General features: G+C 54.9%; 20 protein-coding genes and 1 pseudogene. 14 read left to right on the top strand and 7 right to left on the bottom strand.

Annotation, left to right across the window (positions count from 1 at the left end; translation table 11 throughout):
* Position 1: 1 nt before the first annotated feature.
* Positions 2-418, bottom strand: coding sequence for a cytochrome c (locus NH344_RS15735; RefSeq protein ID WP_138799585.1), 417 nt, complete (start codon positions 416-418; stop codon positions 2-4).
* A 363-nt stretch (positions 419-781) separates the two neighbouring features.
* Between NH344_RS15735 and NH344_RS15730 the strand changes: the two genes are divergently transcribed.
* On the top strand, positions 782-2,488 hold the full coding sequence (locus tag NH344_RS15730) for a sigma-54-dependent Fis family transcriptional regulator (protein WP_253028113.1): 1,707 nt from the start codon (positions 782-784) through the stop codon (positions 2,486-2,488).
* Between the two features lie 407 nt (positions 2,489-2,895).
* Here NH344_RS15730 and NH344_RS15725 read toward each other — a convergent pair whose 3' ends face one another.
* Positions 2,896-4,602, bottom strand: a complete 1,707-nt coding sequence (locus NH344_RS15725; RefSeq protein ID WP_253028112.1) for a sigma-54-dependent Fis family transcriptional regulator — start codon at positions 4,600-4,602, stop codon at positions 2,896-2,898.
* 68 nt (positions 4,603-4,670) lie between these two features.
* Positions 4,671-4,829 carry a hypothetical protein gene (locus NH344_RS15720; protein WP_158414199.1) on the bottom strand — a complete coding sequence of 53 codons (159 nt, stop codon included), beginning with the start codon at positions 4,827-4,829 and terminating at the stop codon, positions 4,671-4,673.
* A 127-nt stretch (positions 4,830-4,956) separates the two neighbouring features.
* Here NH344_RS15720 and NH344_RS15715 point away from each other — a divergent pair, with 127 nt between their 5' ends.
* The 10 genes and pseudogenes from NH344_RS15715 (at position 4,957) to NH344_RS15670 (ending at position 14,611) form a co-directional block, all read left to right on the top strand.
* Complete coding sequence (locus tag NH344_RS15715; RefSeq protein WP_035562946.1) at positions 4,957-5,196, top strand: hypothetical protein; 240 nt, start codon at positions 4,957-4,959, stop codon at positions 5,194-5,196.
* 186 nt (positions 5,197-5,382) lie between these two features.
* Positions 5,383-6,363, top strand: a complete 981-nt coding sequence (gene catA, locus NH344_RS15710; protein ID WP_035562943.1) for a catechol 1,2-dioxygenase — start codon at positions 5,383-5,385, stop codon at positions 6,361-6,363.
* 108 nt (positions 6,364-6,471) lie between these two features.
* Positions 6,472-8,328: an FAD-dependent monooxygenase gene (locus tag NH344_RS15705; RefSeq protein ID WP_035562941.1), complete on the top strand. Its 1,857-nt coding sequence runs from the start codon at positions 6,472-6,474 to the stop codon at positions 8,326-8,328.
* A gap of 175 nt (positions 8,329-8,503) precedes the next feature.
* On the top strand, positions 8,504-8,806 hold the full coding sequence (locus tag NH344_RS15700; RefSeq protein ID WP_253028111.1) for a hypothetical protein: 303 nt from the start codon (positions 8,504-8,506) through the stop codon (positions 8,804-8,806).
* A 36-nt stretch (positions 8,807-8,842) separates the two neighbouring features.
* Positions 8,843-9,901: a maleylacetate reductase gene (locus NH344_RS15695; RefSeq protein ID WP_035562935.1), complete on the top strand. Its 1,059-nt coding sequence runs from the start codon at positions 8,843-8,845 to the stop codon at positions 9,899-9,901.
* A gap of 44 nt (positions 9,902-9,945) precedes the next feature.
* Positions 9,946-10,236 (top strand): dioxygenase, encoded by a 291-nt coding sequence (locus NH344_RS15690; protein ID WP_035562932.1) that lies wholly within the window; start codon positions 9,946-9,948, stop codon positions 10,234-10,236.
* Positions 10,237-10,261: 25 nt separating this feature from the next.
* Positions 10,262-11,289 (top strand): annotated as a pseudogene (locus tag NH344_RS15685) (IS110 family transposase).
* A gap of 416 nt (positions 11,290-11,705) precedes the next feature.
* Positions 11,706-13,007 (top strand): IS1380 family transposase, encoded by a 1,302-nt coding sequence (locus tag NH344_RS15680; RefSeq protein ID WP_253028110.1) that lies wholly within the window; start codon positions 11,706-11,708, stop codon positions 13,005-13,007.
* Positions 13,008-13,326: 319 nt separating this feature from the next.
* Complete coding sequence (locus NH344_RS15675) at positions 13,327-14,286, top strand: LysR family transcriptional regulator (RefSeq protein ID WP_253028109.1); 960 nt, start codon at positions 13,327-13,329, stop codon at positions 14,284-14,286.
* Positions 14,287-14,413: 127 nt separating this feature from the next.
* Entirely contained in the window at positions 14,414-14,611 is a 198-nt protein-coding gene (locus NH344_RS15670) for a 4-oxalocrotonate tautomerase family protein (protein WP_062375038.1), read from the top strand.
* Between the two features lie 95 nt (positions 14,612-14,706).
* Here NH344_RS15670 and NH344_RS15665 read toward each other — a convergent pair whose 3' ends face one another.
* A complete protein-coding gene (locus NH344_RS15665; RefSeq protein ID WP_253028108.1) occupies positions 14,707-15,597 on the bottom strand; it encodes a LysR family transcriptional regulator in 891 nt (296 codons plus the stop codon).
* 170 nt (positions 15,598-15,767) lie between these two features.
* On the opposite strand from NH344_RS15665, the gene NH344_RS15660 reads away from it, so the two are divergent.
* The 3 genes from NH344_RS15660 to NH344_RS15650 are packed head-to-tail and all read left to right on the top strand — an operon-like array spanning position 15,768 to position 18,757.
* Positions 15,768-15,980 carry a DUF3311 domain-containing protein gene (locus NH344_RS15660; RefSeq protein ID WP_253028107.1) on the top strand — a complete coding sequence of 71 codons (213 nt, stop codon included), beginning with the start codon at positions 15,768-15,770 and terminating at the stop codon, positions 15,978-15,980.
* On the top strand, positions 15,973-17,430 hold the full coding sequence (locus NH344_RS15655) for a sodium:solute symporter family protein (RefSeq protein ID WP_253028106.1): 1,458 nt from the start codon (positions 15,973-15,975) through the stop codon (positions 17,428-17,430). The genes NH344_RS15660 and NH344_RS15655 overlap by 8 nt, the downstream gene beginning before the upstream one ends.
* A 16-nt stretch (positions 17,431-17,446) precedes the next feature.
* Entirely contained in the window at positions 17,447-18,757 is a 1,311-nt protein-coding gene (locus tag NH344_RS15650; RefSeq protein WP_062375031.1) for an amidohydrolase, read from the top strand.
* Positions 18,758-18,821: 64 nt separating this feature from the next.
* On the opposite strand, the gene NH344_RS15645 is transcribed toward NH344_RS15650, so the two are convergent.
* The 3 genes from NH344_RS15645 to NH344_RS15635 all read right to left on the bottom strand — a co-directional run bounded on the left by NH344_RS15645 (position 18,822) and on the right by NH344_RS15635 (position 21,697).
* Entirely contained in the window at positions 18,822-19,223 is a 402-nt protein-coding gene (locus tag NH344_RS15645; protein ID WP_062375030.1) for a nuclear transport factor 2 family protein, read from the bottom strand.
* Between the two features lie 37 nt (positions 19,224-19,260).
* Entirely contained in the window at positions 19,261-20,082 is an 822-nt protein-coding gene (locus tag NH344_RS15640) for a 3-keto-5-aminohexanoate cleavage protein (protein WP_062375052.1), read from the bottom strand.
* 112 nt (positions 20,083-20,194) lie between these two features.
* Positions 20,195-21,697, bottom strand: coding sequence for a DASS family sodium-coupled anion symporter (locus NH344_RS15635; protein WP_253028105.1), 1,503 nt, complete (start codon positions 21,695-21,697; stop codon positions 20,195-20,197).
* Between the last annotated feature and the right edge of the window lie 631 nt (positions 21,698-22,328).

Below are 22,328 nucleotides of genomic sequence, written 5' to 3'. Positions count from 1 at the left end.
ATTACTCCTCACCTGTGGCAGCATTTGCCAGTTCACCGCGTAATAAAGCGTCAATCAGTCCCTCAAGCTCGGCATCACTGATTTTGGCTTCACGGAATGAAGGCATCGCAGCACGGCCTTGCCTAACCGTGTTACGAATATGATTACCCCTCGCCTCCCAGGCCCCTTCAGGAAAAGGCATGGTAATCATGGGCCCAACTGCTTTATCTAAGTTGTGACAATGAGAGCAAACCTGTTGATACACCTCGGCAGGTTCTCGCTCCTCGGCAGCTGTTGCCAAGCTAGCGGTTGTTAGTGACAACAGCAGGCCACTTACAAGTGCTAGGCGCTTAATAGCAGGACATGAAAGGGGCCTAAACGGCAGGCGGGTTGGGCCGTTGCTATCCACGGTGTTCCTATCGGTTGTTATGTTGTACATATCAGCATCTTCCGTTATTTCGACAGGGGCATGTCATAACCAAGGTACCCAGCACGACCATTGAAAATCTAATACTTTAGTATAAATCAATGACTTATCGCTGGTCCTTTAGCAACTACCTTTCAAAAAGCGTGCCGATTTAAGAAATAGGACAGCTATCAAGGAATTAACTGATCTACATGACTTTTTAATCCGCCTGGCGAACATCCGTTCGCAAATAGCGTTTAATCATTTGATTAACCCTTCATCAAATCATCAACCGACTTTCACTTCTTTGTAGTTGTTGTGCTTTTCCAAGGCAGCAAACCAAGTGATACTCTTTTGCTTCTTCCCCCTTCGCTACCAACCTCAACGTGAGTCGGCATGTTTATTTCATCTTCTGACTACCCGAATGCTCGCGACTTAATGGACGCGCTACGCTTTCTGCCTGAAGAGGGTCAAATTTGGCTAGGCGAGCAGCGCATGCTGCTGATGCCACTTGCCGCGTCGACATTCTTTCGCAACGAGTTAATTACGACGTTGGGCATGGAGCGCGCCCGGGGGATCTTTATGCGCCTCGGCTACTACTCAGGACTGATGGATGCCGAGCTTGGCGAGTCGTTGAGGGGAGAGCGTTTAGGGTTGGAGGAGAGCTTTCTCGCTGGGCCACAGCTACATGCGTTGCAGGGGCATGTGCAGGCTGTGCCGATCAGCCTGGAGATGAATCTCGAGCAGGATCTTTTTTATAGCGAATTCATATGGAAAGGTTCGTTTGAAGTGGACGTGTGGCGTGCACGCGGACGACAGCGTGAGCCTGCATGTTGGACATTGCTGGGTTACGCGTCAGGCTACGCCACTCAACTATTGGGCCGCGAAGTACAGTACAGAGAAGTGAGTTGCCGAGCCTGTGGCGACGACAATTGCCGTATCATTGGTAAGCTGGCCGAAGAGTGGCCCGATCATGTCGCCTTTGCTGAATTACTGCGTGAAGCTCCTCTGATTGACGAGCTTTACGAACTTCAGGCGCGTATTGCCACACTGGAAAGCGATCTGGCTCGCACACGAAACCAGGAGACCTGGGGGCCAATTGGCTCAACACCAGCCTTTCGAGAGATGCTCACCATGCTCGACAGTGCTGCTCCCTCGGAGGTTCCCGTGTTGCTATTGGGCGAAACCGGTACGGGAAAAGAGATTCTTGCGAGACGTCTGCATGATCATAGCCTCCGTGCCAGCGGGCCATTTATTGCAGTAAACTGCGCTGCTATACCGCCTGAACTCATTGAGTCAGAGCTCTTTGGCGTCGAAAAGGGCGCCTACACGGGTGCGGTGCAGTCACGTATGGGCCGTTTTGAACGCGCCGATGGAGGCACCCTATTTCTGGATGAGCTTGCTGAACTTTCACCGCGTGCACAGGCAGCGCTTTTGCGCGCGCTTCAGGAAGGTCAGATCGAACGTGTCGGCGGCGAGAGCGTCACAGAGGTCAACGTGCGTATCGTTGCCGCTACCCATACTGACCTACTAGCACGTGTTGAACAGGGCAATTTTCGCCAGGATCTATTTTACCGCCTTAACGCTTTTACGTTGAGCGTACCACCGTTATACCAGCGCCTTGACGACATCGTGCCATTGGCGGAGCACTTTCTCACCCACTTCGAGCATCACTACCAGCGCCGCACACTTGGCTTTTCCGACCAGGCTCGCTCAGCCATGCACCAGTACCGCTGGCCAGGAAACGTTCGCGAACTCAAGAACTGCGTCGAACGAGGTGTGATTCTCACTGCTGACAATAAACACATTTCTGAAAAAGCATTGTTTGGTGATTACCGCGTCCCGACACTGGAGCGCGAGAAAGCTCAAGGCCTTGATGATTCGGGCATGCTCATGCCAACACTCGACGACAACTCCAGCAACGTATCTCCTAGACAGCGTGTTCAACCACTCCTAGACGCTGGCATGACATTAGAAGAGGTAGAAAGAGCACTAATTCAAGCTGCCAATAGTGATAGTGGCGGAAATATATCTGCAGCAGCGCAGCGTCTAGGAATGACACGTGCAGCCTATGCCTACCGTCTTAAAAAGCATCGACTCTAACTATTGTGTGCCCGCACGAATAATATTCTCCATGTCTCCAAGGAATCACGCCGTAAAAAAAACGGCGATTATCGCGTATCATTTGACCACCTTTGGAGCCGTACTCAGATCAGGGGGTATGGAGATATATACTCAAACCAAGGGCTGCTAGAACAAGGAAAGAAGTATAGTGACGCTACCTTACGAGCGGACATGTGCAATTATCCAGACTGAAGCTATTCTCATTGAACTGAGCAAGGATAAATCCGTGCCTCCCCCTGCACAAGCGCATCGGCAAGGCGGCCTGCTCTGTCTTGATCTCGCACATCGCACGGTGACCGTGCAGCGGCTCACTGGGTGATGTGCGGTCTGTCCTGCCCCCACGGCTCTACTGTCGTTGCCCGCCATGTAGGCCGTCGATTCATTCGCTACACCTTTCCCGGCTTCTTCAGCCGATAGTCCAGGGCCGCCCGGCTTAGCCCCAGGCGCCGGGCGGCGGCTGAGATATTGCCCTTGGCCTCGCGATAGGCTTGCTCCAGTAGTGCTTCCTCCAACGTCTCGAGCGCGATGCCGCCTTCCAGAATGCTGGTACACAGCGTTTCCAGAGCATCGCCGGTATCGCTCGTTGCTGAGGTGTCTGAGGTGAAGTGCCCGCTGTCGCCAAGTACCTGACCAACAGGATCAGGCCGTTGGCCGAACAGCGCCTGCTCACTAATAGACTGACGGTCGCCGGTGAGGATCACACCACGCTCGATGGTGTTCTGCATCTCGCGGATATTGCCCGGCCAGGCATGACGGTGCATGGCCGCCAGGGCCTGGTCGGTGAAGCCCAGGGTCTTGATGCGATAGTGCTGCTCGAAGCGGGCAAGAAAGTGCTCGGCGAGCGGGGGGATGTCGTCGCGACGCTCACGCAGCGGCGGGATCATCACCGGATAGGCATTGAGCCGGTAGAAGAGATCGGCGCGGAAGCGACCGTCCTGGACGCGCTCCGTCAGGTCGCCATGGGTGGCGGCGATGATGCGGACGTCGACGTGGTAGCTGGCCTGGCCGCCGACGCGCTCGATCTGCTTCTCCTGCAGTACCCGCAGCAGCGCCGCCTGGGCGCGCGGCGAGAGCTCGGCGAGTTCATCGAGGAACAGGGTGCCGCCGTGGGCACGCTCGAAGCGCCCGGCGCGGGACTGCACCGCGCCGGTATAGGCCCCCTTCTCGACGCCGAACAGCTCCGACTCGATCAGCTCGGGCGGGATGGCGGCGCAATTGACCGCCACGAAGGGACCGGTAGAGCGCTCACTCTGCTGGTGGGCGCGGTGGGCGAAGATCTCCTTGCCGGTACCGGTCTCGCCGAGCAGCAGGATCGATACCTCGGAGCGCGCGGCGCGGTCGATCAGGTCGAGCGCACCCAGGAAGGCCGGGGCCTGGCCAATGGGGCGATGACGCTCCTCGCCCTGGTGTCGGACGATGTCGTCTTCGAGATAGGCGATGCGTGACTGCAACTCATAGAGCTCGTCGATCAGTGGATCCTCGCGGAAGAGTTCGGCGAAGGCCTCGTGATCTTCCCATTCATGGGCCGGCTTGCCGACGATGTGACAGCGCTCGTCGCCACGGCCCCGGCACTCCACCTCGCGATACTGGATCTCGTGGCCCAGGAACTGGCTGGAGTAGGCGCAGGCATAGCCCAGCTGCAGCCAGCACACCGGCTCCTTGAGCAGGCCGAAAGCGCTTTGGCTGATGGCCACCTCGTAGGAGTCCTGCCACTCGAACTCGCTATAAAAGTGCCCGCTCTGGGTGTCGATCTCCAGGGCGATGGGCGCCACCTTCACCAGCCCGCGCAGGGCGTGGAGCTGAGGGCCGGTCAAAAAGCCATCCTCCACCGACATGTCCTGGCCGCGTACTGCCCGGGCCAGCTCGGCATCCTGGATGCCGGCATGGTAACCCAGTCGCATGAAGAAGCTGCGCGCGCGCTGCAGGCCCATGGTATTGACGATCTCCTTGCGGAAGGTGGCCATGGTTTGTACTTGCAGCAGCAGCATTCGCTGCTCGCCGAGCCAGATCTGGCCCTCGTCAGGCAGGAAACGCAACTTGTCGAGAATGTCCTGGCTGTCGGGGTAGTGCGGGGTCGTCAGGAGTGCGGGCATGGGGTTCCTCGTGGCGTCAGGCGGTCGCGTGTTGTTCTATTATTGGCTGGGTTGTTCTTTAGTCTAACTCAGCCGGCCGGCCGGTCTTGTCGCCGGCGAAGGCCACAGCATAAGTCCCCAATGCGTTTTCCACCAACATCCGCCTGGCCCAGCCCCGGCTTTTCCAGGATTTCATGTTTTTGTGAAGCTGCGCCGCAGCATTTCACCATTTCCTTGATCTCTCTCATGCCAGCTCTCCTGTGAGCTCTCACTTCCCATGACGCAGGTCATTGTTTCGCAATGATCTATGCCTTTTTTTCGGAACTTGGCACGGCTCTTGTAACACCTGGGTGACGACTCACTCGGAGGTGCTAGATGTCCCAGTCATCCATTCCCAGGAACCTCAAGCGCTTTGTGCGCGTAAAGGAGAGAAGCGAACGTTTCGAACAGCTTGCCGCCGAGCACGAGAGTTTCACCTACGTGCCGGCCCTTAATTCACCCCTAGATGATGACGCCTGGGATGGTTTCGTGGGCTTCGTTCAGGATACGGCCAATACCTACTTAAATGGCCGCTTCAGCGAGCACAAGGCCTACCTGTGCGGCCGTCGCCGATGATCGATACCACCTCGGGGCCTGATGAAGGGCCGGCTGTTCGAGCGCGACATTGATATGGAGCGCTTCCTCACCGCCGCCGATGGTGCCGAGACGACCCAACGCTCGGCCCTCTTCAAGCGCATCTGACCGACAGCGGGTCGTCGATCGGCGCCGACCCGCACGGAATAACACAATAGGAACAACACCATGACCGTGAAGATATTCGGCACCCCCGAAGTGCAGGATTTCCTGAAGACCGTCGCCGGCTTCGACCAGGAGGGCGGCAACGAGCGCGCCAAGCAGATCATGCACCGCCTGATCTCCGACCTCTACAAGCTGATCGACGACTTCGACGTCAGCGAGGAGGAGTACTGGTTCGCCGTCAGCCTGCTCAATGCCCTGGGCCATGATACCCAGTTCGGCCTGCTCTCCCCGGGCCTGGGCTTCGATCACTTCCTGGACATGCGCCAGGACGCGACCGACGCCGAGGCCAAGCGCACCGGCGGCACCCCGCGCACCATCGAGGGCCCGCTCTACGTGGCCGGCGCCCCGGAAGCCGAGGGCTTCGCGCGCATGGACGACGGCAGCGACCCGGATGCCGAGGTGATGTGGCTGACCGGCCAGGTGCGTGACGTGGACGGCACCCCGATCCCCGGCGCCAAGGTCGAGATCTGGCACTGCAACTCCAAGGGCTGCTACTCGTTCTTCGATCCGACCCAGGACGAGTACAACATGCGCCGCACCATCTACGCCGACAGCGAAGGGCGTTATACCGCGCGCAGCATCATCCCCTCCGGTTACGGCGTGCCGGAAGGCGCCCCCACCGACGTGGTGCTCAAGTCCCTGGGCCGTCACGGCGAGCGCCCGGCGCATATCCACTACTTCATCTCCGCGCCGGGTCACCAGCACCTGACCACCCAGATCAACCTGGCGGGCGACCCCTACACCTTCGACGACTTCGCCTTCGCGACCCGCGAGGAGCTGGTGGTGACGGCCAAGCGCATCGAGGACAAGGACGAGATCGCCAAGCGCGAGCTGGACGGTTCCTTCTCCGAGGTGGTGTTCGACATCGAGCTGGCCAAGACCGAGCAGCCCGAGCTGCAGCACCGCCACGCGCGTCCGCGCGCCAAGGCCAAGGAAGACGAGCAGAACCAGGCCAGCCAGCTGGCCGCCAGCGCTAAGGTCTGACGATCGAAACTGAAAGACCAGCTGGCGTTCGGAGAGCCTTGTTAGGGCTCTTAAATGCAGAAAACCATCAACACATATTTTCAATATATAATAAGTTGGAGTATTGATATGCAGTTTCACGTATCAGGCTATCAAACCGGTGACCCTATGACCTTGCCGGCTCAAGGGGTTGGAGTCGATCGACCCAAAGATCTGCCAGAGACTATGGATGTTCTCATCGTCGGCTGTGGGCCGGCCGGATCAATCGCAGCTGCGCAGCTCTCACAATTTCCGAACATAAATACACGCATGATTGAAAAGCGTGGCCACCGTCTGGAACTGGCCAATGCAGATGGTGTTCATTCGCGAACCATGGAGACATTTCAGGCATTTGGATTCGCGCACGAGATCTATGCGGAGGCCCACACTATTACAGACATGACGTTCTGGAAGCCGGATCCGAACGAACCAGAGCATGTCGCGCGGGAAAGCAGTGTCCGGGAGCTCCCCACAAAGTTCAGTGAATGGCCCATGATGCTCATTACTCAAACGCGAATCATTGATCATTTTAACCGTTACATGAAAAACGCGCCCACTCGCATGGAGCCGGACTACGGTTATGAATTCGTTGATTTTGATGTATTGGAAGACAGCGACTATCCGATCAAAGTCACATTACGCCGCTCCGCTGGTGACGATCAAGGTGAAGAGTTTCAGATCCGGACAAAGTATCTAATTGGAGCAGACGGCGCACGGAGTAATGTTCGAAAGTCGCTGGGGTACCGGCTTAGCGGTAACCAAGCGAACCAGGCTTGGGGTGTCATGGATGTTCTTGCAGATACTGACTTTCCGGATGTTCGAAAGAAGTGCACCATTAAAGCCAACAATGGTCGTTCCATCCTACTCATCCCGCGCGAGGGTGGGTTCCTGTTCCGCCTTTATGTAAACCTTGGAGAAGTTCCGGAAGGCAACGAACGTAGTGTCCGGGAAACCCCTCTCGAGAAGATAGTCGCTCAAGCTCAGGCAATCATGAATCCATATAAGCTTGATGTGAGAAATGTGGTGTGGCACTCAGTCTATGAGGTAAGCCACCGTATCACTGACGATTTCGATGACAGGAGCTCCGAAAAAACAAACAGTGAGTACCCGCGCGTTTTTATCACTGGCGACGCCTGCCATACACACTCAGCGCAAGCAGGCCAAGGAATGAACGTTTCCATGCAGGATGGCTTCAACCTTGCTTGGAAATTGGGCCATGTGCTCACCGGTAACAGCCCCAAGCAACTTCTATGTACCTATGCCGACGAACGCAGAGACATTGCTCACCGGCTTATCGAGTTCGACAAACAGTGGTCTTCTCTCATGGCTGAGTCGAACGACCGACTAAAGGATCCACAGGAACTGGAAACGTTCTATACCCAGACAGCGGAGTTCAATGCCGGTTACCTCACCGAGTACGAGCCATCCATAATCACCACATCCGTACGTCATCAGCAACTCGCGGCCGGCTACCCAATAGGCCGACGTTTCAAATCCGCACAGGTGGGTCGGGTATGTGATCTGGTGCCTCTGCACATTGGCCACCAGCACACTGCTGATGGTCGCTGGCGCGTGTATGTATTTGCAGACGCACCAGCCCCCAACGAGTCTGAGGTGCTGGGATCCTGGACCTACTGGGCGGAAGAGGCTTTGCCTCCCCTGCTGTTCGACATCAAATTGATCCACCAACAGGCCTACACTGACTTCGATATGTCAGATGTTGCCCAGGTTTTTAAGCCTAAAGCGGGGTGTTTCGAGCTGACCGATATGGAGCATGTGTTCGGTACACTCGAGGACCACGATATATTCGAAGAACGTGCTATCTCTCGGGGTGGCGCAGTAGTGGTCGTACGCCCGGATCAGTACGTGGCCGGCATTTTTCCGCTGGATAGCACGGAGGAACTGGCGTCTTTCCTCAATGGCGTATTCCCCCCAGTCCACTCGTAGAAGACGCGTCCTGGCATTGGAATCAATGCACCTGTCCAGTGAAGGCCGGAGTCATTACTGCTTCGGTCTTTACTAACTTTTACAAGTAATATTTCAGGAGTGCTCGCTTTGGCGTAAGTAAGCCCATCGTGCGCTTCAGGGAACGATCAATTTCGATGAGGCTGTGGGGTGGTGGATGGTGATCGGCCTCGGGGCACCGCCGGAAGCGGCGCTAAATGCGGCTCGGCTTGAACAGCTAAGCCTGCTGAGAGGGCGCGCCGTGACCCTGGGAGCTCCTAGCACTCCATGTGACGCCGAGGACTCGGATGGCACCTATGCGCGCTGGTTCAACGAGATCGATGTCACCTACGTGATGGTTCGCCCCGACTACTACTTAGCCGCCTCTAGTTCACCAGAAGCGCTGCGCCGGCAGTGCGATGAAGTCATGCTGCAGCTACACATGCAGGCACCGAACCATCAGACCAGTCGCTGCGCCTGAGCCACGATCGATAATAATTTTCCCCTGGAGATTATGATGTCACACGACTTCATCTATACCGCCAACCCGGCTCGCATCGTGTTCGGCCCTGGCAGCTTGGCCAAGGTAACTGACGAGATTCGCCAGCTTGGTGGCTCCCGAGCCTTGGTGCTCTCTACCCCTTTCCAGCGCGAGGATGCCGAGCGGCTCAACCATGAACTGGGTGAGCTGGGCGCTGGCGTCTTCAGTGAAGCCGCCATGCACACGCCGGTGGCGGTCACCGTGCAGGCCGTGGCGGCCTACGCCGAGGTGGGGGCCGACTGCGTGGTCGCCCTGGGTGGCGGCTCGACCATCGGCCTGGGCAAGGCGATTGCCTACCGCAATGGCGCTCCTCAGGTGGTGGTGGCCACCACCTATGCCGGCTCCGAGGCTACGCCGATCCTGGGCCAGACCGAGGAGGGCGTGAAGACTACCGTCAAGGACGCCTCGATCCTGCCCGAGGTGGTGATCTATGACGCTAACCTGACCCTGGGGTTGCCGGTGGGTATGAGCGTGACTAGCGGGCTAAATGCCATGGCCCATGCCGTCGAAGGCCTCTATGCCAAGGACCGCAATCCCATCACGGCACTGATTGCGCTGGAGGGGATCCGCGGCCTTAAGGAGGCCCTCCCGGTCATCGTCGAACGCCCCGGTGATGTAGAGGCCCGCAGCAACGCTCTCTACGGCTCATGGCTGTGTGGCACCGTGCTGGGCACGGTAGGCATGGCACTGCACCACAAGCTGTGTCACACCCTCGGCGGCAGCTTCGACCTGCCCCATGCCGAGACCCACGCCATCATGCTGCCGCATACCGTCGCCTACAACGCCCGCGCCGCGGCGGATGTGCTGGCACCGGCCCCCGAGCTGTTCGGCGGTGAGCTGGGCACTGGCCTGCATGACTTCGCCAGGTCACTCGGGGCGCCTCTGGCGCTCAAGGAGCTGGGGTTGGCCGAATCCGACCTGGATCGTGCCGCCGACCTAGCCGTGAAGACCCCCTACTGGAACCCCCAGCCTGTTGAGCGTGACGCCGTTCGTGAACTGCTGCAGCGAGCCTGGAGCGGTGCCAACCCTGAATAAAGTATAGGAGCCTGCCAAGGCGGGCCCAAGGAGAGGAACGCCAAATGTCACAGATTGATTACTTCACCGAAGAGCGCTCCGTCGAGGCGGTCAACGCCCGCATGGGCGATGAGGTGACTCCCCGCCTGCGTGAGGTGATGGCCTCACTGGTCAAGCACCTGCACGGTTTCATCAGGGAGGTCGAGCTCACCCAGGCGGAGTGGGAGGTTGCCATCGAGTTCCTGACCCGCACCGGGCAGATGTGCGATGACAAGCGCCAGGAGTTCATCCGTAAACAATGGGATGGATTCCTCCCCACCCTCTACCGGCGCCGGTGCGCCATACTGAGAGGGTGAGGTCACCGGCTGAGGAGCGCATCCCATGAGCATTTCACGCGTTGGTGTCGATATTGCCAAGTCCGTCTTTCATGTCCACGGCGTCGATCGCCATGATCAGGTTCAATGGCGCGGCAAGTACCAGCGTGACAAGTGGCTGGATGCCATCGTCAAGCGCGTCCCCGCGGGCGCCGAGATCGGCATGGAAGCGTGTGCCTCCGCCCATCATTGGGCACGCGTGCTGCAGGCGCGCGGTTACCACGTCAAGCTGATCGCCGCCCAGTTCGTGAAGCCCTACGTCAAGAGTAACAAGAACGATCGCGTGGATGCCGAAGCGATCTGCGAGGCCATGAACCGGCCTCACATGCGCTTCGTCGCCGTCAAGACGGTCGCCCAGCAGGATGTTCAGGCGGCACGCAGTGAACTGGTTCAGCAGCGTACCGCCAAGGCCAACCAGATTCGTGGCCTGATCGGCGAGTACGGGCTGGTGGCGCCCACCGGCATTGGCCAGCTGCGCGCGGCCTTGCCACGCTGGCTGGAGGATGCCGAGAACGGCTTGACCGACGACTTTCGTGTCTTGTTGCCGAGTCTCGCCGAGGATCTTCGCCACCTTGATGACCGCATCGTCACGGTGACAGAACGCATTGAGCGCCACGCCCAGACTGACCCCGTCGCCAGGCGCCTGATGACCCTACGCGGCGTCGGCATATTGACCGCCAGTGCATTGACCGGCGCCCTGGGCGATGCTCAAGCCTTCAAACGCGGCCGCGATTTTGCCGCCTCGCTGGGGCTGACACCGCGACAACACAGTACCGGCGGGCGCGACCGCCAGCTGGGCATCAGCAAGCGCGGCGACTGTTATCTGCGCACCTTGCTGGTTCATGGGGCTCGCACGGCACTGCGATGGAGCGAAGGCCGGGAGGACAACCTCAGCCACTGGGTCAGGCACTGGCCCAACGCAAGCACGCCAATGTCGTGGTCATCACGCTGGCCAACAAGACGGCTCGCCTCGCCTGGGCGATCACACGCCACGACAAGGCCTATGACCCCGACCTGGCATCGCAGGCGGCGTAGCACCGGAAACCTGAGGCACCCCACCATCAACGATTGCTGAGCATGCTGCTAGATGGCGAACAGGTCGAACCGACGTCAGAAAACCCCTGTGGATCGCTGAGCCATAGAGCTCGTGTAAGCGAATGGGAGCTGACGTGCGAATAGCCCATTAGGATCCGATGCCGTTGGCATCTTTCATAAGACCGGATATACGTGTGCAGTCGTACCTACCGCCTATCGTGCCTCATGCTGGCAAACGGGGAGTCCATATACGATCCGAGGATCACTCATACAGGGCGGTCTCCAACTTCAAGTGCAACACTCGGTTTAATGAATGCCTAGCCCGGATTTCTCACAGGGTATAAAAGAAAGCGGCTGAAAGTGCTATGATTTCAAGAACCTAACCAATCCATCAAGCACCAACAGCCGCTTCCAAAATGGTACCTGAAAAGCTGACCTTCTCGCCACTCTCACGCCGCCAAATTGAAGCCGACTTCTCCGGGGGCCACATTACGTCGGACGCCGGATTACTCCTGCTTCGTGAAGTCGATAAACAGCATCGCCTGACACGCCGCTTGGCCGCCGTGCTTCATGATCCCCGCGCACCGGAACAGGTTCGTCATAAGCTCGACACTCTGGTTCGTCAGCGGGTGTTCGGTGTCGCCGCTGGCTATGAAGATTTCAACGACCATGAGGCCCTGCGCTATGATCAGGCCCTTCAGACAGCGCTCGGTGAAGAGGATACGCTGGCAGGCAAGTCGACGCTGTGCCGGGTGGAGCAGAACGCCGATCGGCAAGCAATAGTGAAGGCCCATGAGTTGCTGTGGCATCACTTCATTGAACAGCATGACGAACCACCAAAGGAGATCGTGCTGGACTTTGATGGCACCGACATCCCCGTGCATGGCGAGCAACCCGGCAAGTTCTTTAACCGTTATTACGATCACCACTGCTACTTCCCACTGTATGTCTTCTGTGGGCGCCACTTACTGGTGAGCTATCTGCGCACCAGTGACCGCAGCGACAGCCGCCATAGCTGGGCCATCCTTGCCTTACTGGTAAGGTTTATCCGTCAATACTGGCCCGATACCCGCATCGTGTTACGCGGTGATAGCCACTTTTGTCGTCCCCGGATGCTGAACTGGTGCGATCGGCATCACGTCGACTACATCGTGGGTATTGGCAAGAACAGCCGGCTGCTCAAGGAAGTGGATGTGCCCATGATGCTGGTACGCAAGACTCAGTGGCAGGTGGGAGGGAAAGTAGCGGAGACGTTTCGCTTTCCGTATCAAGCACACTCCTGGAAATACCCACGCTGGGTGGTGGCCCGTCTGGAAGAAGGCGAGCTGGGCTCTAATCCCCGGTTTATCATCAGTTCCCGTTACGATGACGGCTTCAAGCTTTACTACGAGCAGTACTGTGCCCGGGGTGACATGGAGAACCGGATCAAGGATCAACAACTGAGCCTGTTCGCTGACCGTACCTCCAGCACGCACTGGTGGGCCAATCAGTGGCGGCTGATCTTGTCGGGCTTCGCTTATACACTGTTCGAGCGGTTACGAACTTACCTGAAGCACACGCCCTTCGCGCGCATGAGTCCGAGCAACCTGAGGCTCAAGCTCATCAAAGTAGGCGCGGTCATCATTCGCAATACGCGTCGAATCCGCGTACTCATGAGTGACAGCTACCCCTATAAAACGGCGCTATCCGATCTCGTCAGGCGGTTGGTGCCGAACTGACTGCTCGGGCGCCCCCGGCCCGACGCAATGGGGGGAAGGGGGAGGTGTGTCTGAACGACGAAAAGTGGTTAAAAAGTAGCCGATGTAAGTCGAGCCAATAGGTGTTTAGCGGTGTTAGAGCCTGAGTGCGGTACTGGCTGAGGTGCTATGAGAAATCCAGGCTAGGTCTTTATGCCGTTTATGCGCACCGTAAACTATTGGCGAGTAAGGTGAGGTGTTTTATCGACTTTTTAGACGGATATTTCGGTGATCCGCCGTACTGGGATGACTTTTAAACTGGCGAATAAATCTTGTTTATCCATTACTGCTTGTTCGTAATGTGTATTACCGTCCGCCTAGCAAAATAGGATCACTTATCATGAGCAGCCCAGTTTTTTCTGACAATCCACGTGCCATTGTCTATTTTGTTGCCGTTGCCAAAGCGGGAAGCTTTACCGCGGCAGCCAATGAACTGGGCATTTCTAAATCGGCGCTAGGAAAAAGTGTTTCTAAGCTGGAACAGCACTTAGCTACCAAATTACTTTATCGCACCACGCGTAAGCTAAGCCTTACCACGGAAGGGGAAGCCTATTTTGCCAGCTGTCAAAGCGCTCTCGATACACTGCAGGCAGCAGAAAACTCGCTACGCTCAAAGCTGAGAGAACCATCTGGCACAGTGCGGATTGATATGCCCGCCGCCTTTGGTCGGTCTGTGATGATGCCAATTTTGTTAGGCATGACCGAGCGTTATCCGCACCTGAAGCTTACCCTCACCTTCAATGATCGCATCATTGACCCGCTGGATGCCGGATTTGATCTCGCCATCCGCTATGGTGCCTTGAAGGACAGTGCCGACCTGGTCGCCAAGAAACTCAATGACCAGCATCTCGTGCTTTGTGCATCACCTAGCTACCTTGAACGCTATGGAACCCCACAGAACTTACAGGCGCTCAGTCAACACCGCTGCTTAATGGCTTGGCGCGGTGGGTCACCGTTGAGCTGGCGAGTCAAAGACGATAATGGGCAGGAAGTAAGGTTTAACCCCTCACCTTATCATCAAATAAGCGATGGCGACGCGATGATGGATGCCTGCATGGCAGGCGCGGGGATCGTTCAGTTTCCAGAGGCATTGCTGCGACCTTTTATCGTTCAGGGAAAGTTGGTGACAATCCTCCCAGAGTTCGCCCCCTCACCCACAGAACTTAATATTATTTGGCCACGCTCATATCAGCTGCTACCGAGCGTTCGCTTTATTATCGACGAACTGGTCTCACTGGCAGACCAGAACGCATTCGGATGAATGTAGAATTTCACTCTACTCTGAAACAGGTTTTAGTATGTTTATCAACTTCCGGAGCAGGGCTAAGCTGTTTTTTCGAGCAGTTAGCTCGATAAAGCTTACTCTTTACGCTCCAAGAGGATTCAACATGCCAGTCGTAAATATTCAGATGTTTGATGGCCGAGACGAAGCCAAACCTGCTATTGCCAAAGCCGTTACCGATGCGATTGCCCAGCATGGCAACATCGACCCGCAATACGTTTACGTCATTTTCAATGATGTATCCATGGACAACTGGGCGATTTCCGGTGAGATTTTTTCGGAAACGCTCAAGAAATCAAGTTAGTGTACTAATATCACCAAACACTGTTAGTGCCGCTCAAGTCGTTGCGCTGAAAATCATCGCAGCGACTTACTGCTATATAAGCCCGAGCAGCAAGGCTACTCAAATATCTCTACTGCCATTTGAATAAAATTATCGAGCACCGGCGATACATTACCCGCTCTCCACGCCAACCACAGCGGCATATCACAGGAAGTTAACTCAGCTAGCTCGATAAAATTGATTCCAGGCATGGGGTGGCTGCGACTGGCAGCCGGTACAATCGCCAAACCTAATCCAGCCGCCACCATACTAAGAATCGTAATATTATCAGCGCCATACTGCACTACGCGGGGCTCAAAGCTCAGCCGTGAAAAATGCGCTACCACCCGATCATAGTAGACCGGGGAAATGCTACGATACCCCCAGACAAATTCAGCGTTAGCAAGCTCCGTTAGTTTTTTCGGCGGTGTTTGCGCCCAAATCGACGTGGCAGGCACGGCAAGTACCAAGTGATCCTGCTGCAGTAGACGTGTCTCGATCCCTGACTGCGCATAATCATCTAGATAGAGAATACCCACATCGAGGCTACCTTGTTGCAGCCTCTCCAACTGTGGGCCAGAAAGTAGCGGAAAGACATCCAGCGCTACATGGGGATAGCGGCCACGATAGCCGCCCATGAGTTCGGACACTCCGGTGACCCACAAGTGTGTCACGGTTACACCAAGACTGAGTTTTCCTGTTTGTCCGCTGCCAAGCGCCAGCAGGCGCGCTTTTAAATCAGAACGCTCATCTAGTATCCGTGTGGCTTCGCTATAAAGCGCTTGCCCTGGGACAGTCAACCGAACACCCCGAGCATGGCGATCGAGAAGCTGGGTACCTACATCTTCCTCCAACAACCTCATCTGTCGTGTCAGCGCTGGTTGCGCAACATGCACTTTGCGGCTAGCGGCAGAAATTGAGCCTGTTTCTACCACGGCAATAAAGTACTCCAATTGGCGAAATTCCATTAGCTTATCCTCACCTCAAGTTATCTGCTATTACCTCTGACCACGCCGACCACCCATACCCATATGGTATGGATAACATCTAAAATCTATATTTTTTGTATCTCTATTCTTGTTTCATAGTGAAATAACAATCCAAAAACAAGACTCGCCATGGCGAGCAGGAAACTCCTATGAACAAGACCTATCACCTTCTAACGGGTTTGCACTTTGCAGTGTGCACCCTGGCGATGATCTGGCCCGGCGCACTCATCGCCAACCGTATCGAACCCACCGTGTTCGGCCTGCCCTTTCTGTTTTTCTGGTACATCTTATGGATGCTGATTCTATTTGTCGGCATGTGGGTAGCCTTTGTGGTTCGTCACGGAGGTGGACGCTATGAATGATTCGATTGTTGTTATTGGTATTACATTGACCTATCTCATCCTGGTCTTATGGGTAGGGCTTCGTGCCCGTGGTCAAGAGAATTCCAGTTTGGAAGGCTATGTTGCGGGTGGTCGCCACGTCGGTGTGGTGATCTTGTTCTTCATCCTTGGTGCCGAGATATTTTCAGCCTTCGCATTCCTGGGCGCGCCAGGTTGGAGCTATCAGCACGGTGCGCCTGCCTTCTATATCCTCGCTTACCTGTCGCTGGTCCCCATCACTATTTGGGCCATGGGTCCGCGCGTAGCCAAGCTAGGACGCGAACGGGGCTATCTCACTCAAGGTGATATGATTGCCGACCACTACCAAAGTAAAACACTGGGCATTTTGGCCGGAGTAATCGGCGTACTGGCATTGGTACCCTACCTTACCATTCAGATTGCCGGTGCTGGCCTGCTATTTCAGGCAGCTACTGATGGCCTCATTCCCTTCTGGCTGGGTGCTTTATTAGCCTTTTTAGTGGTTGCAGCCTACGTCTTTTGCAGCGGCCTGAACGGCATCGGCTGGACCAACCTTCTCCAGGGCATCATGATGATAGTCATCGCATGGTTTTTGGGACTTAGCATCTCTGAACGCCTCTACGGTGGCGTGGGCGAGATGTTCAATCAAGTCCAAATGACAATGCCGGAATACCTGACAATGCCTGGAGCCACCGGGATGAACTGGGGCTACTTCAGTACGGCAGTGTTAGTAAGCGCTTTCGGCGGCGCCATGTGGCCGCACCTGTTTATGAAGTTCTACTCTGCTGATAGCGGTAAAACGCTACGCAAAGTAAGCGTTTTTTACCCCCTCTACGCCTACTTGCTGGTACCGCTGCTATTCATTGGGTTTGCCGGTATTTTAGTGTTTGCTGATACCCCATTAGAACGCTCTGATACAGTGCTTCTACGCATGGTGATGGACGTGGCCAATTTCTCGCCTTGGGTCATCGGCTTGATGCTTTCCGGCGCGCTGGCCGCTGCTATGTCGACAGGTGCCAACTTAGCTCATACTGCTGCGGTAGTATTGGTGCGCGACGTCGTCGGCCCCACCATGATGAAATGTGCTGGCGAGAAGGCGGTCGTTAGCGCAACACGCTGGAGCGTGCTCGGTCTGTCGCTGATTGCTTACCTATTCGCACTGGCCAATCCTTCTTCGTTGGTACTGCTGCTGCTCGGCGCTTATGGATTGATTGTTCAATTATTTCCCATGGTGTTCGGCGCACTATTTATGCCACAGCTACGCCGCGCCAGTGTCATGGCAGGTGCCCTCTTCGGCAGCCTAGCCTACTTATTGATGGAGTTCGTCTGGATCTCACCCTTCGGCTGGCACGCTGGCGTCTGGGCAATGCTGCTCAACCTCGGCGTTGTGATGTCTTGGCAATGTCTTGCCAAGCCCCCGCTTACCGAACCCACACCTTCCCATTCTCAATGAGTGCCAGGAGAGTTAAATGAGCATCCAGACCGGTCGTTTAAACTTAAAGTGCGCCATCTCCACTCAGCTAGAAGCAGCATTCGAAGATATTCAGTCGCTCTACCGTCAGTTGCATAAATCCCCCGAGCTGCCGTTCCAGGAGCATAAGACGAGTGCACGGCTCGCCAATGCTTTGGACAGTTTCGGCTATGAGGTAACCCGTGGCATTGGCGGAACAGGCGTTGTGGCATTACTGCGTAACGGTGAAGGGCCAACAGTGATGTTACGCAGCGATATGGATGCATTACCCATCAAGGAAGAAACGGGGCTTGATTTCGCCAGTAGCGAAACCACTGTCGCTGAGGATGGCAGAGAGGTACCGCTAATGCACGCATGCGGCCATGACCTGCACAGCAGTTGCATCGTGGGTACGGCAGCCGTCATGGCAGGCCTTAAAGAGCAATGGGCAGGTACTCTAATGCTGATTTGTCAGCCCGCAGAAGAAGTTTTTGGCGGTGCTAAAGCGATGTTGAATGATGGCCTCTATACGCGCTTTCCACGTCCTGACATTATTCTTGGCCAGCACAATATGCCCGCTCTTGCTGGTACTGTCGGGCACCGCGCTGGTAGCACTATGGCTGCTTGCACCAATTTGGCCATTACCATTCACGGCAACGGAGGCCACGGCTCCATGCCCGCACAAACGGTGGATCCCGTAGTGATTGCTGCTCATGTGGTCACCCGACTGCAGACAATCGTTGCTCGCGAGGTTCCGCCAGAGGAAACGGTGGTGGTTACAGTTGGCAAGCTTCACGCTGGCACCCAGGCCAACATTATTCCTCACTCGGCAGAGCTTGAGATCAATATCCGCAGCTTTGATAACACATTACACAGCCAAGTGGTTGAATCTATCGAGCGTATCATTCACGCTGAGTGCAATGCTGGACGATCGCCCAAACCACCGACATTTAACGTGCTCAATGAAACCATCGCCTTAGAAAACAACACCATGGCGGTTGAACATGTACGCCGCGCTCACGCAGAGCATTTCGGTGATGCTAACCTTTATGACATGCCACGGCTTAATGGCAGCGAGGATTTCCCCTTTTTTGGGAATGCAGAAGCAGGCGGTTTTGGTGAAGAAGATATTCCCTACGTTTACTGGTTTATTGGAGCCACTCCCGCAGAACGCTGGGCGGAAGTCCCTGGGATTAGCGTTTCGCAGAAAATGCGTCACCTTGAAATGCCGCATTCGCCCTATTATTTCCCAGGCAATGACGTGACGTTGCGCACGGGTATAGAAGCCATGGCAGTAGGCGCTTTAGCGTATCTAACCCAGCAACTCTAGAAAACTAAACGACAGTGTTACTAACACTGTCGTTTTATCCTACACATCTTATCCTGTTGTTCGTTTAAGGCTGGGCCCATGCTGCGCGACTACTATGCGCAGCGGTCTTATTGGTAATTTTCCAGTTACCGCCAACCTTAAGTAGTGCAATCACATCTACCCAAGAGTCCCTAAGGTTTTCGCTGTTGTCAAAACCTAAGAGCACGCTGGCTACTTCTCCGGCTTGGACCACCGCAATAAATCGGCTCTTCACCGCTCGGTGACTGTTCGCCCAACGCTCGAAACGAGCGCTGATCAAATCAGTCGCCAACACGCCATCAGCGTCCAGCGCAAAAATCCACGCATCCCGATGAAACGCCTCCTCTAGTTTTTCAATACCGTCTTGAAAGCCCTCGACATATAGCTGCACTACCCGCTTAATTTCATCGATCTCTGGCGCAGATCCCACTATAGTGATATCCGTCATCACTTAACTCCTGCTTATGGATTGTTAGTTTTATTTTTTATAACCCCAGCATCTCACGCGCCTGCTGCCAGGTAGCAACAGGGCGCTGATACTTTTCACACAACGCGGCAGTACGCTTGACTAATGCTGCGTTAGAAGGCGCCAGCGTATTACTGTCCAAGCGCACGTTATCTTCAAGCCCGGTACGAGTATGGCCGCCTGCCGCAATCGACCACTCATTAAGTAGGTATTGATTAGCACCAATGCCTGCACCACACCACTGGGCCTCCGGTGCCAGCCGTTTGAGCGTCTCGATATAAAAATCAAACGTTGGCTTGTCCGCGGGCATTGAATTCTTTACGCCCATTACAAACTGAACATAAAGCGGTGCCTTTAGTTTGCCTTGCTTGGAAAGATTCACTGCTTGGTGGATATGTGACAGATCAAACGCTTCGATTTCGGGCTTAACGCCGTACTTCAGCATCTCATCGGCCAGCCACTCCACCAGCTGCGGCGGATTCTCGTAAACACGATTCGGAAAGTTATTGGAGCCCACCGACAAGCTGGCCATATCAGGCTTAAGCGGCAGCATGCCACCACGCTCCTCACCTGCCCCAGAACGCCCACCGGTAGAGAGCTGAATGATCATGCCAGGGCAATGCTGCTTGAGTCCTTCCATCAAACGGCCAAACTTCTCTGGGTCGGATGAAGGCGTTTGGTCATCATTGCGCACATGGCAATGAGCAATGCTCGCACCAGCTTCAAAAGCTGCCTGAGTACTTTCAATCTGCTCTTCAACCGTAACCGGCACGGCAGGGTTGTTCTCTTTGCGCGGCAGGCTGCCGGTAATGGCGACGCAAATAATGCAGGGTTGAGACATAAACACCTCTTTTATTATCACAGTAAGCACAAACGTCTTATTAAAAAAATAATGAGTGGGATATCTACCAGCGTTAACATAAAATTAACGTCAATAACTTGAATACCATAGGTTAAAAAGACACACCAAAAACCAAAGGAACAATGGTATAAAGCGCGGCCATAATCACTAACATACCTATGATATTGAGCCAGATACCTGCCCGAATCATGCTTTTGATGGGAAGATCCCCTGTGGCGAAAGCCACTGCGTTAGAAGGCGTTGCGACTGGCAACATAAAGGCACAACTAACGGCGAAGGTGACCACAATGGTCATCAAGAAAGGCTCGATACCCAGTCCCATGGCAATAGATCCCATAATGGGGAAGAAGGCAGCCGCCGTCGCCGTGTTACTGGTTAACTCGGTCAATAGAATAATAACGATAGCTGTGATGGTTAGGATCAGAATCGGCGGTAGCTCAGATAATCCCGAAACGCTCTCGCCAACCCATGCACTCAAACCAGTGGCGGTGAACTGAGCTGATAGTGTTAAGCCACCACCAAACAAAATCAGTACTCCCCAGGGCACGTCACGGGTGGCCGACCAATCCAGCAAGGTCCCTTTTCCTTTAGAGGCAGGAATCACGAACATCAGAATCGCCGCAAGAATCGCCACACTGGTATCGTTGATGTTACCTAACCAAGGCAGCGCACTCTGCACGACTGGAATTCTCGCGATTAACGGCAGGAAGACCCAACAGAACACAGCCCCGGCAAAAACCATCAATACACGTGACTCTTCAGCCGACAGACGGCCCATCTTTTTGAGTTCTGCTTCGATCATCGCTCGGCCGCCCTGGATATTCTTAACTTCCGAGCGGAACACCAACTTGTTCAGAACTAGCCAAGCCAGCATGAGCATGGTGAATGAGAAAGGGACCCCCACCAGCATCCAGTGGCCAAACCCTATATTAAGTGCGTGGGTGTTTTCCATATACGCGCGCATTAGCGCCATAGGCGGCTGGCCAATCAACGTCGCCATGGAGCCAATGGTGATGGCGTAGGCAATGCCCAGTAAAACAGCGGCAGAGAACTTGGGCGTTTCATCACCGTTACCCAATGACTTCACCAGCGCGATGATCGAGCCTCCAATGGGCACCATAATCACTGCGGTGGCGGTATTGCTCACCCACATCGTGATAAACCAGCTAGCGAACATCAAGCCAAACACAATTTGAGCAGGCTTGGTACCCACTGTTAGCACTGTCAATAGCGCGAAGCGGCGATGTAAATTCCAACGCTGCGTTGCTAAACCTAGCAGGACTCCCCCCAACACTAGAAAGACAATGCTGTGCGCATAAGGCGAAGCAGTCTCACCCACCGACGCAATATCAAAAAATGGGAATACCACGAGCGGAAGCAGTGATGTAGCCGGAATCGGAATCGCCTCTGTCATCCACCAAGTGGCCATCAGCATTGCAATGCCTGCCACTAGACGAGCATTAAAGGCCAGCGTTTCTGGCAACAGGAAGAAAACACCTAAGCCAATTAGGATGCCCAGCACAAGAGAGATCGGCTTAAAAGCAGAGGCTTCCGCGTAGGACGTTTGCTCAACGACCCCAGTGGTTTGCGACATGGTAGTTACCTGCAGAGGAAAAACTGTACAGATGAGTGTTACGACTAACGCTCTCAGCTGCCAATACCTCTCAGGTTGAGTTGCATACTTAGCTAAGCCGCATCATAAGAGAACACAAGGACATTTAAGTAAATAAAATCAATTACTTAAAAAATAAACATACTGTTCCAAAAAAACCCTACATGCGTATGTCGTACATACTTTGAAATATTCACCTTCTTTACTAACTGTTGCTTACAACTAATGGATTTTCAGACCTGCTTACTTGTGAAACCATAAATTTTTTGCTTACGCTGCTGCAAGACACCCCGTCATTTGCCATCGGCTACTCATGCCAACAGGTGGTCGCGCCACCCTCTTCCAACTCTATGTAATTCATGGCGTAAATTTATTTCCGCTCAAAATAAATGACAACATGTTGACATAAAAATTATCGTAGCCTAAATTTCTTCCCAAGCGCCTATAAAAACGCGCACCAAAAAAATAATAAATTCAATAATAACAATTACCTGAATCCGTGAAGCCGGCGCCGACACTTTCCCTATCACCGCCAGCGAGCACTTTTTGATCATTCGCCCCGTGCAAGTTGGCTTTCGCAAGCCCGTTATTGCCAAAACCCACCGTGCTGATC

Source organism: Halomonas sp. Ps84H-12 (assembly GCF_024124725.1).
Lineage (GTDB): Bacteria > Pseudomonadota > Gammaproteobacteria > Pseudomonadales > Halomonadaceae > Vreelandella > Vreelandella aquamarina.
The sequence above is the reverse complement of the archived record's forward strand: the minus strand, read 5'-3'. Positions and strand labels throughout refer to the sequence as shown.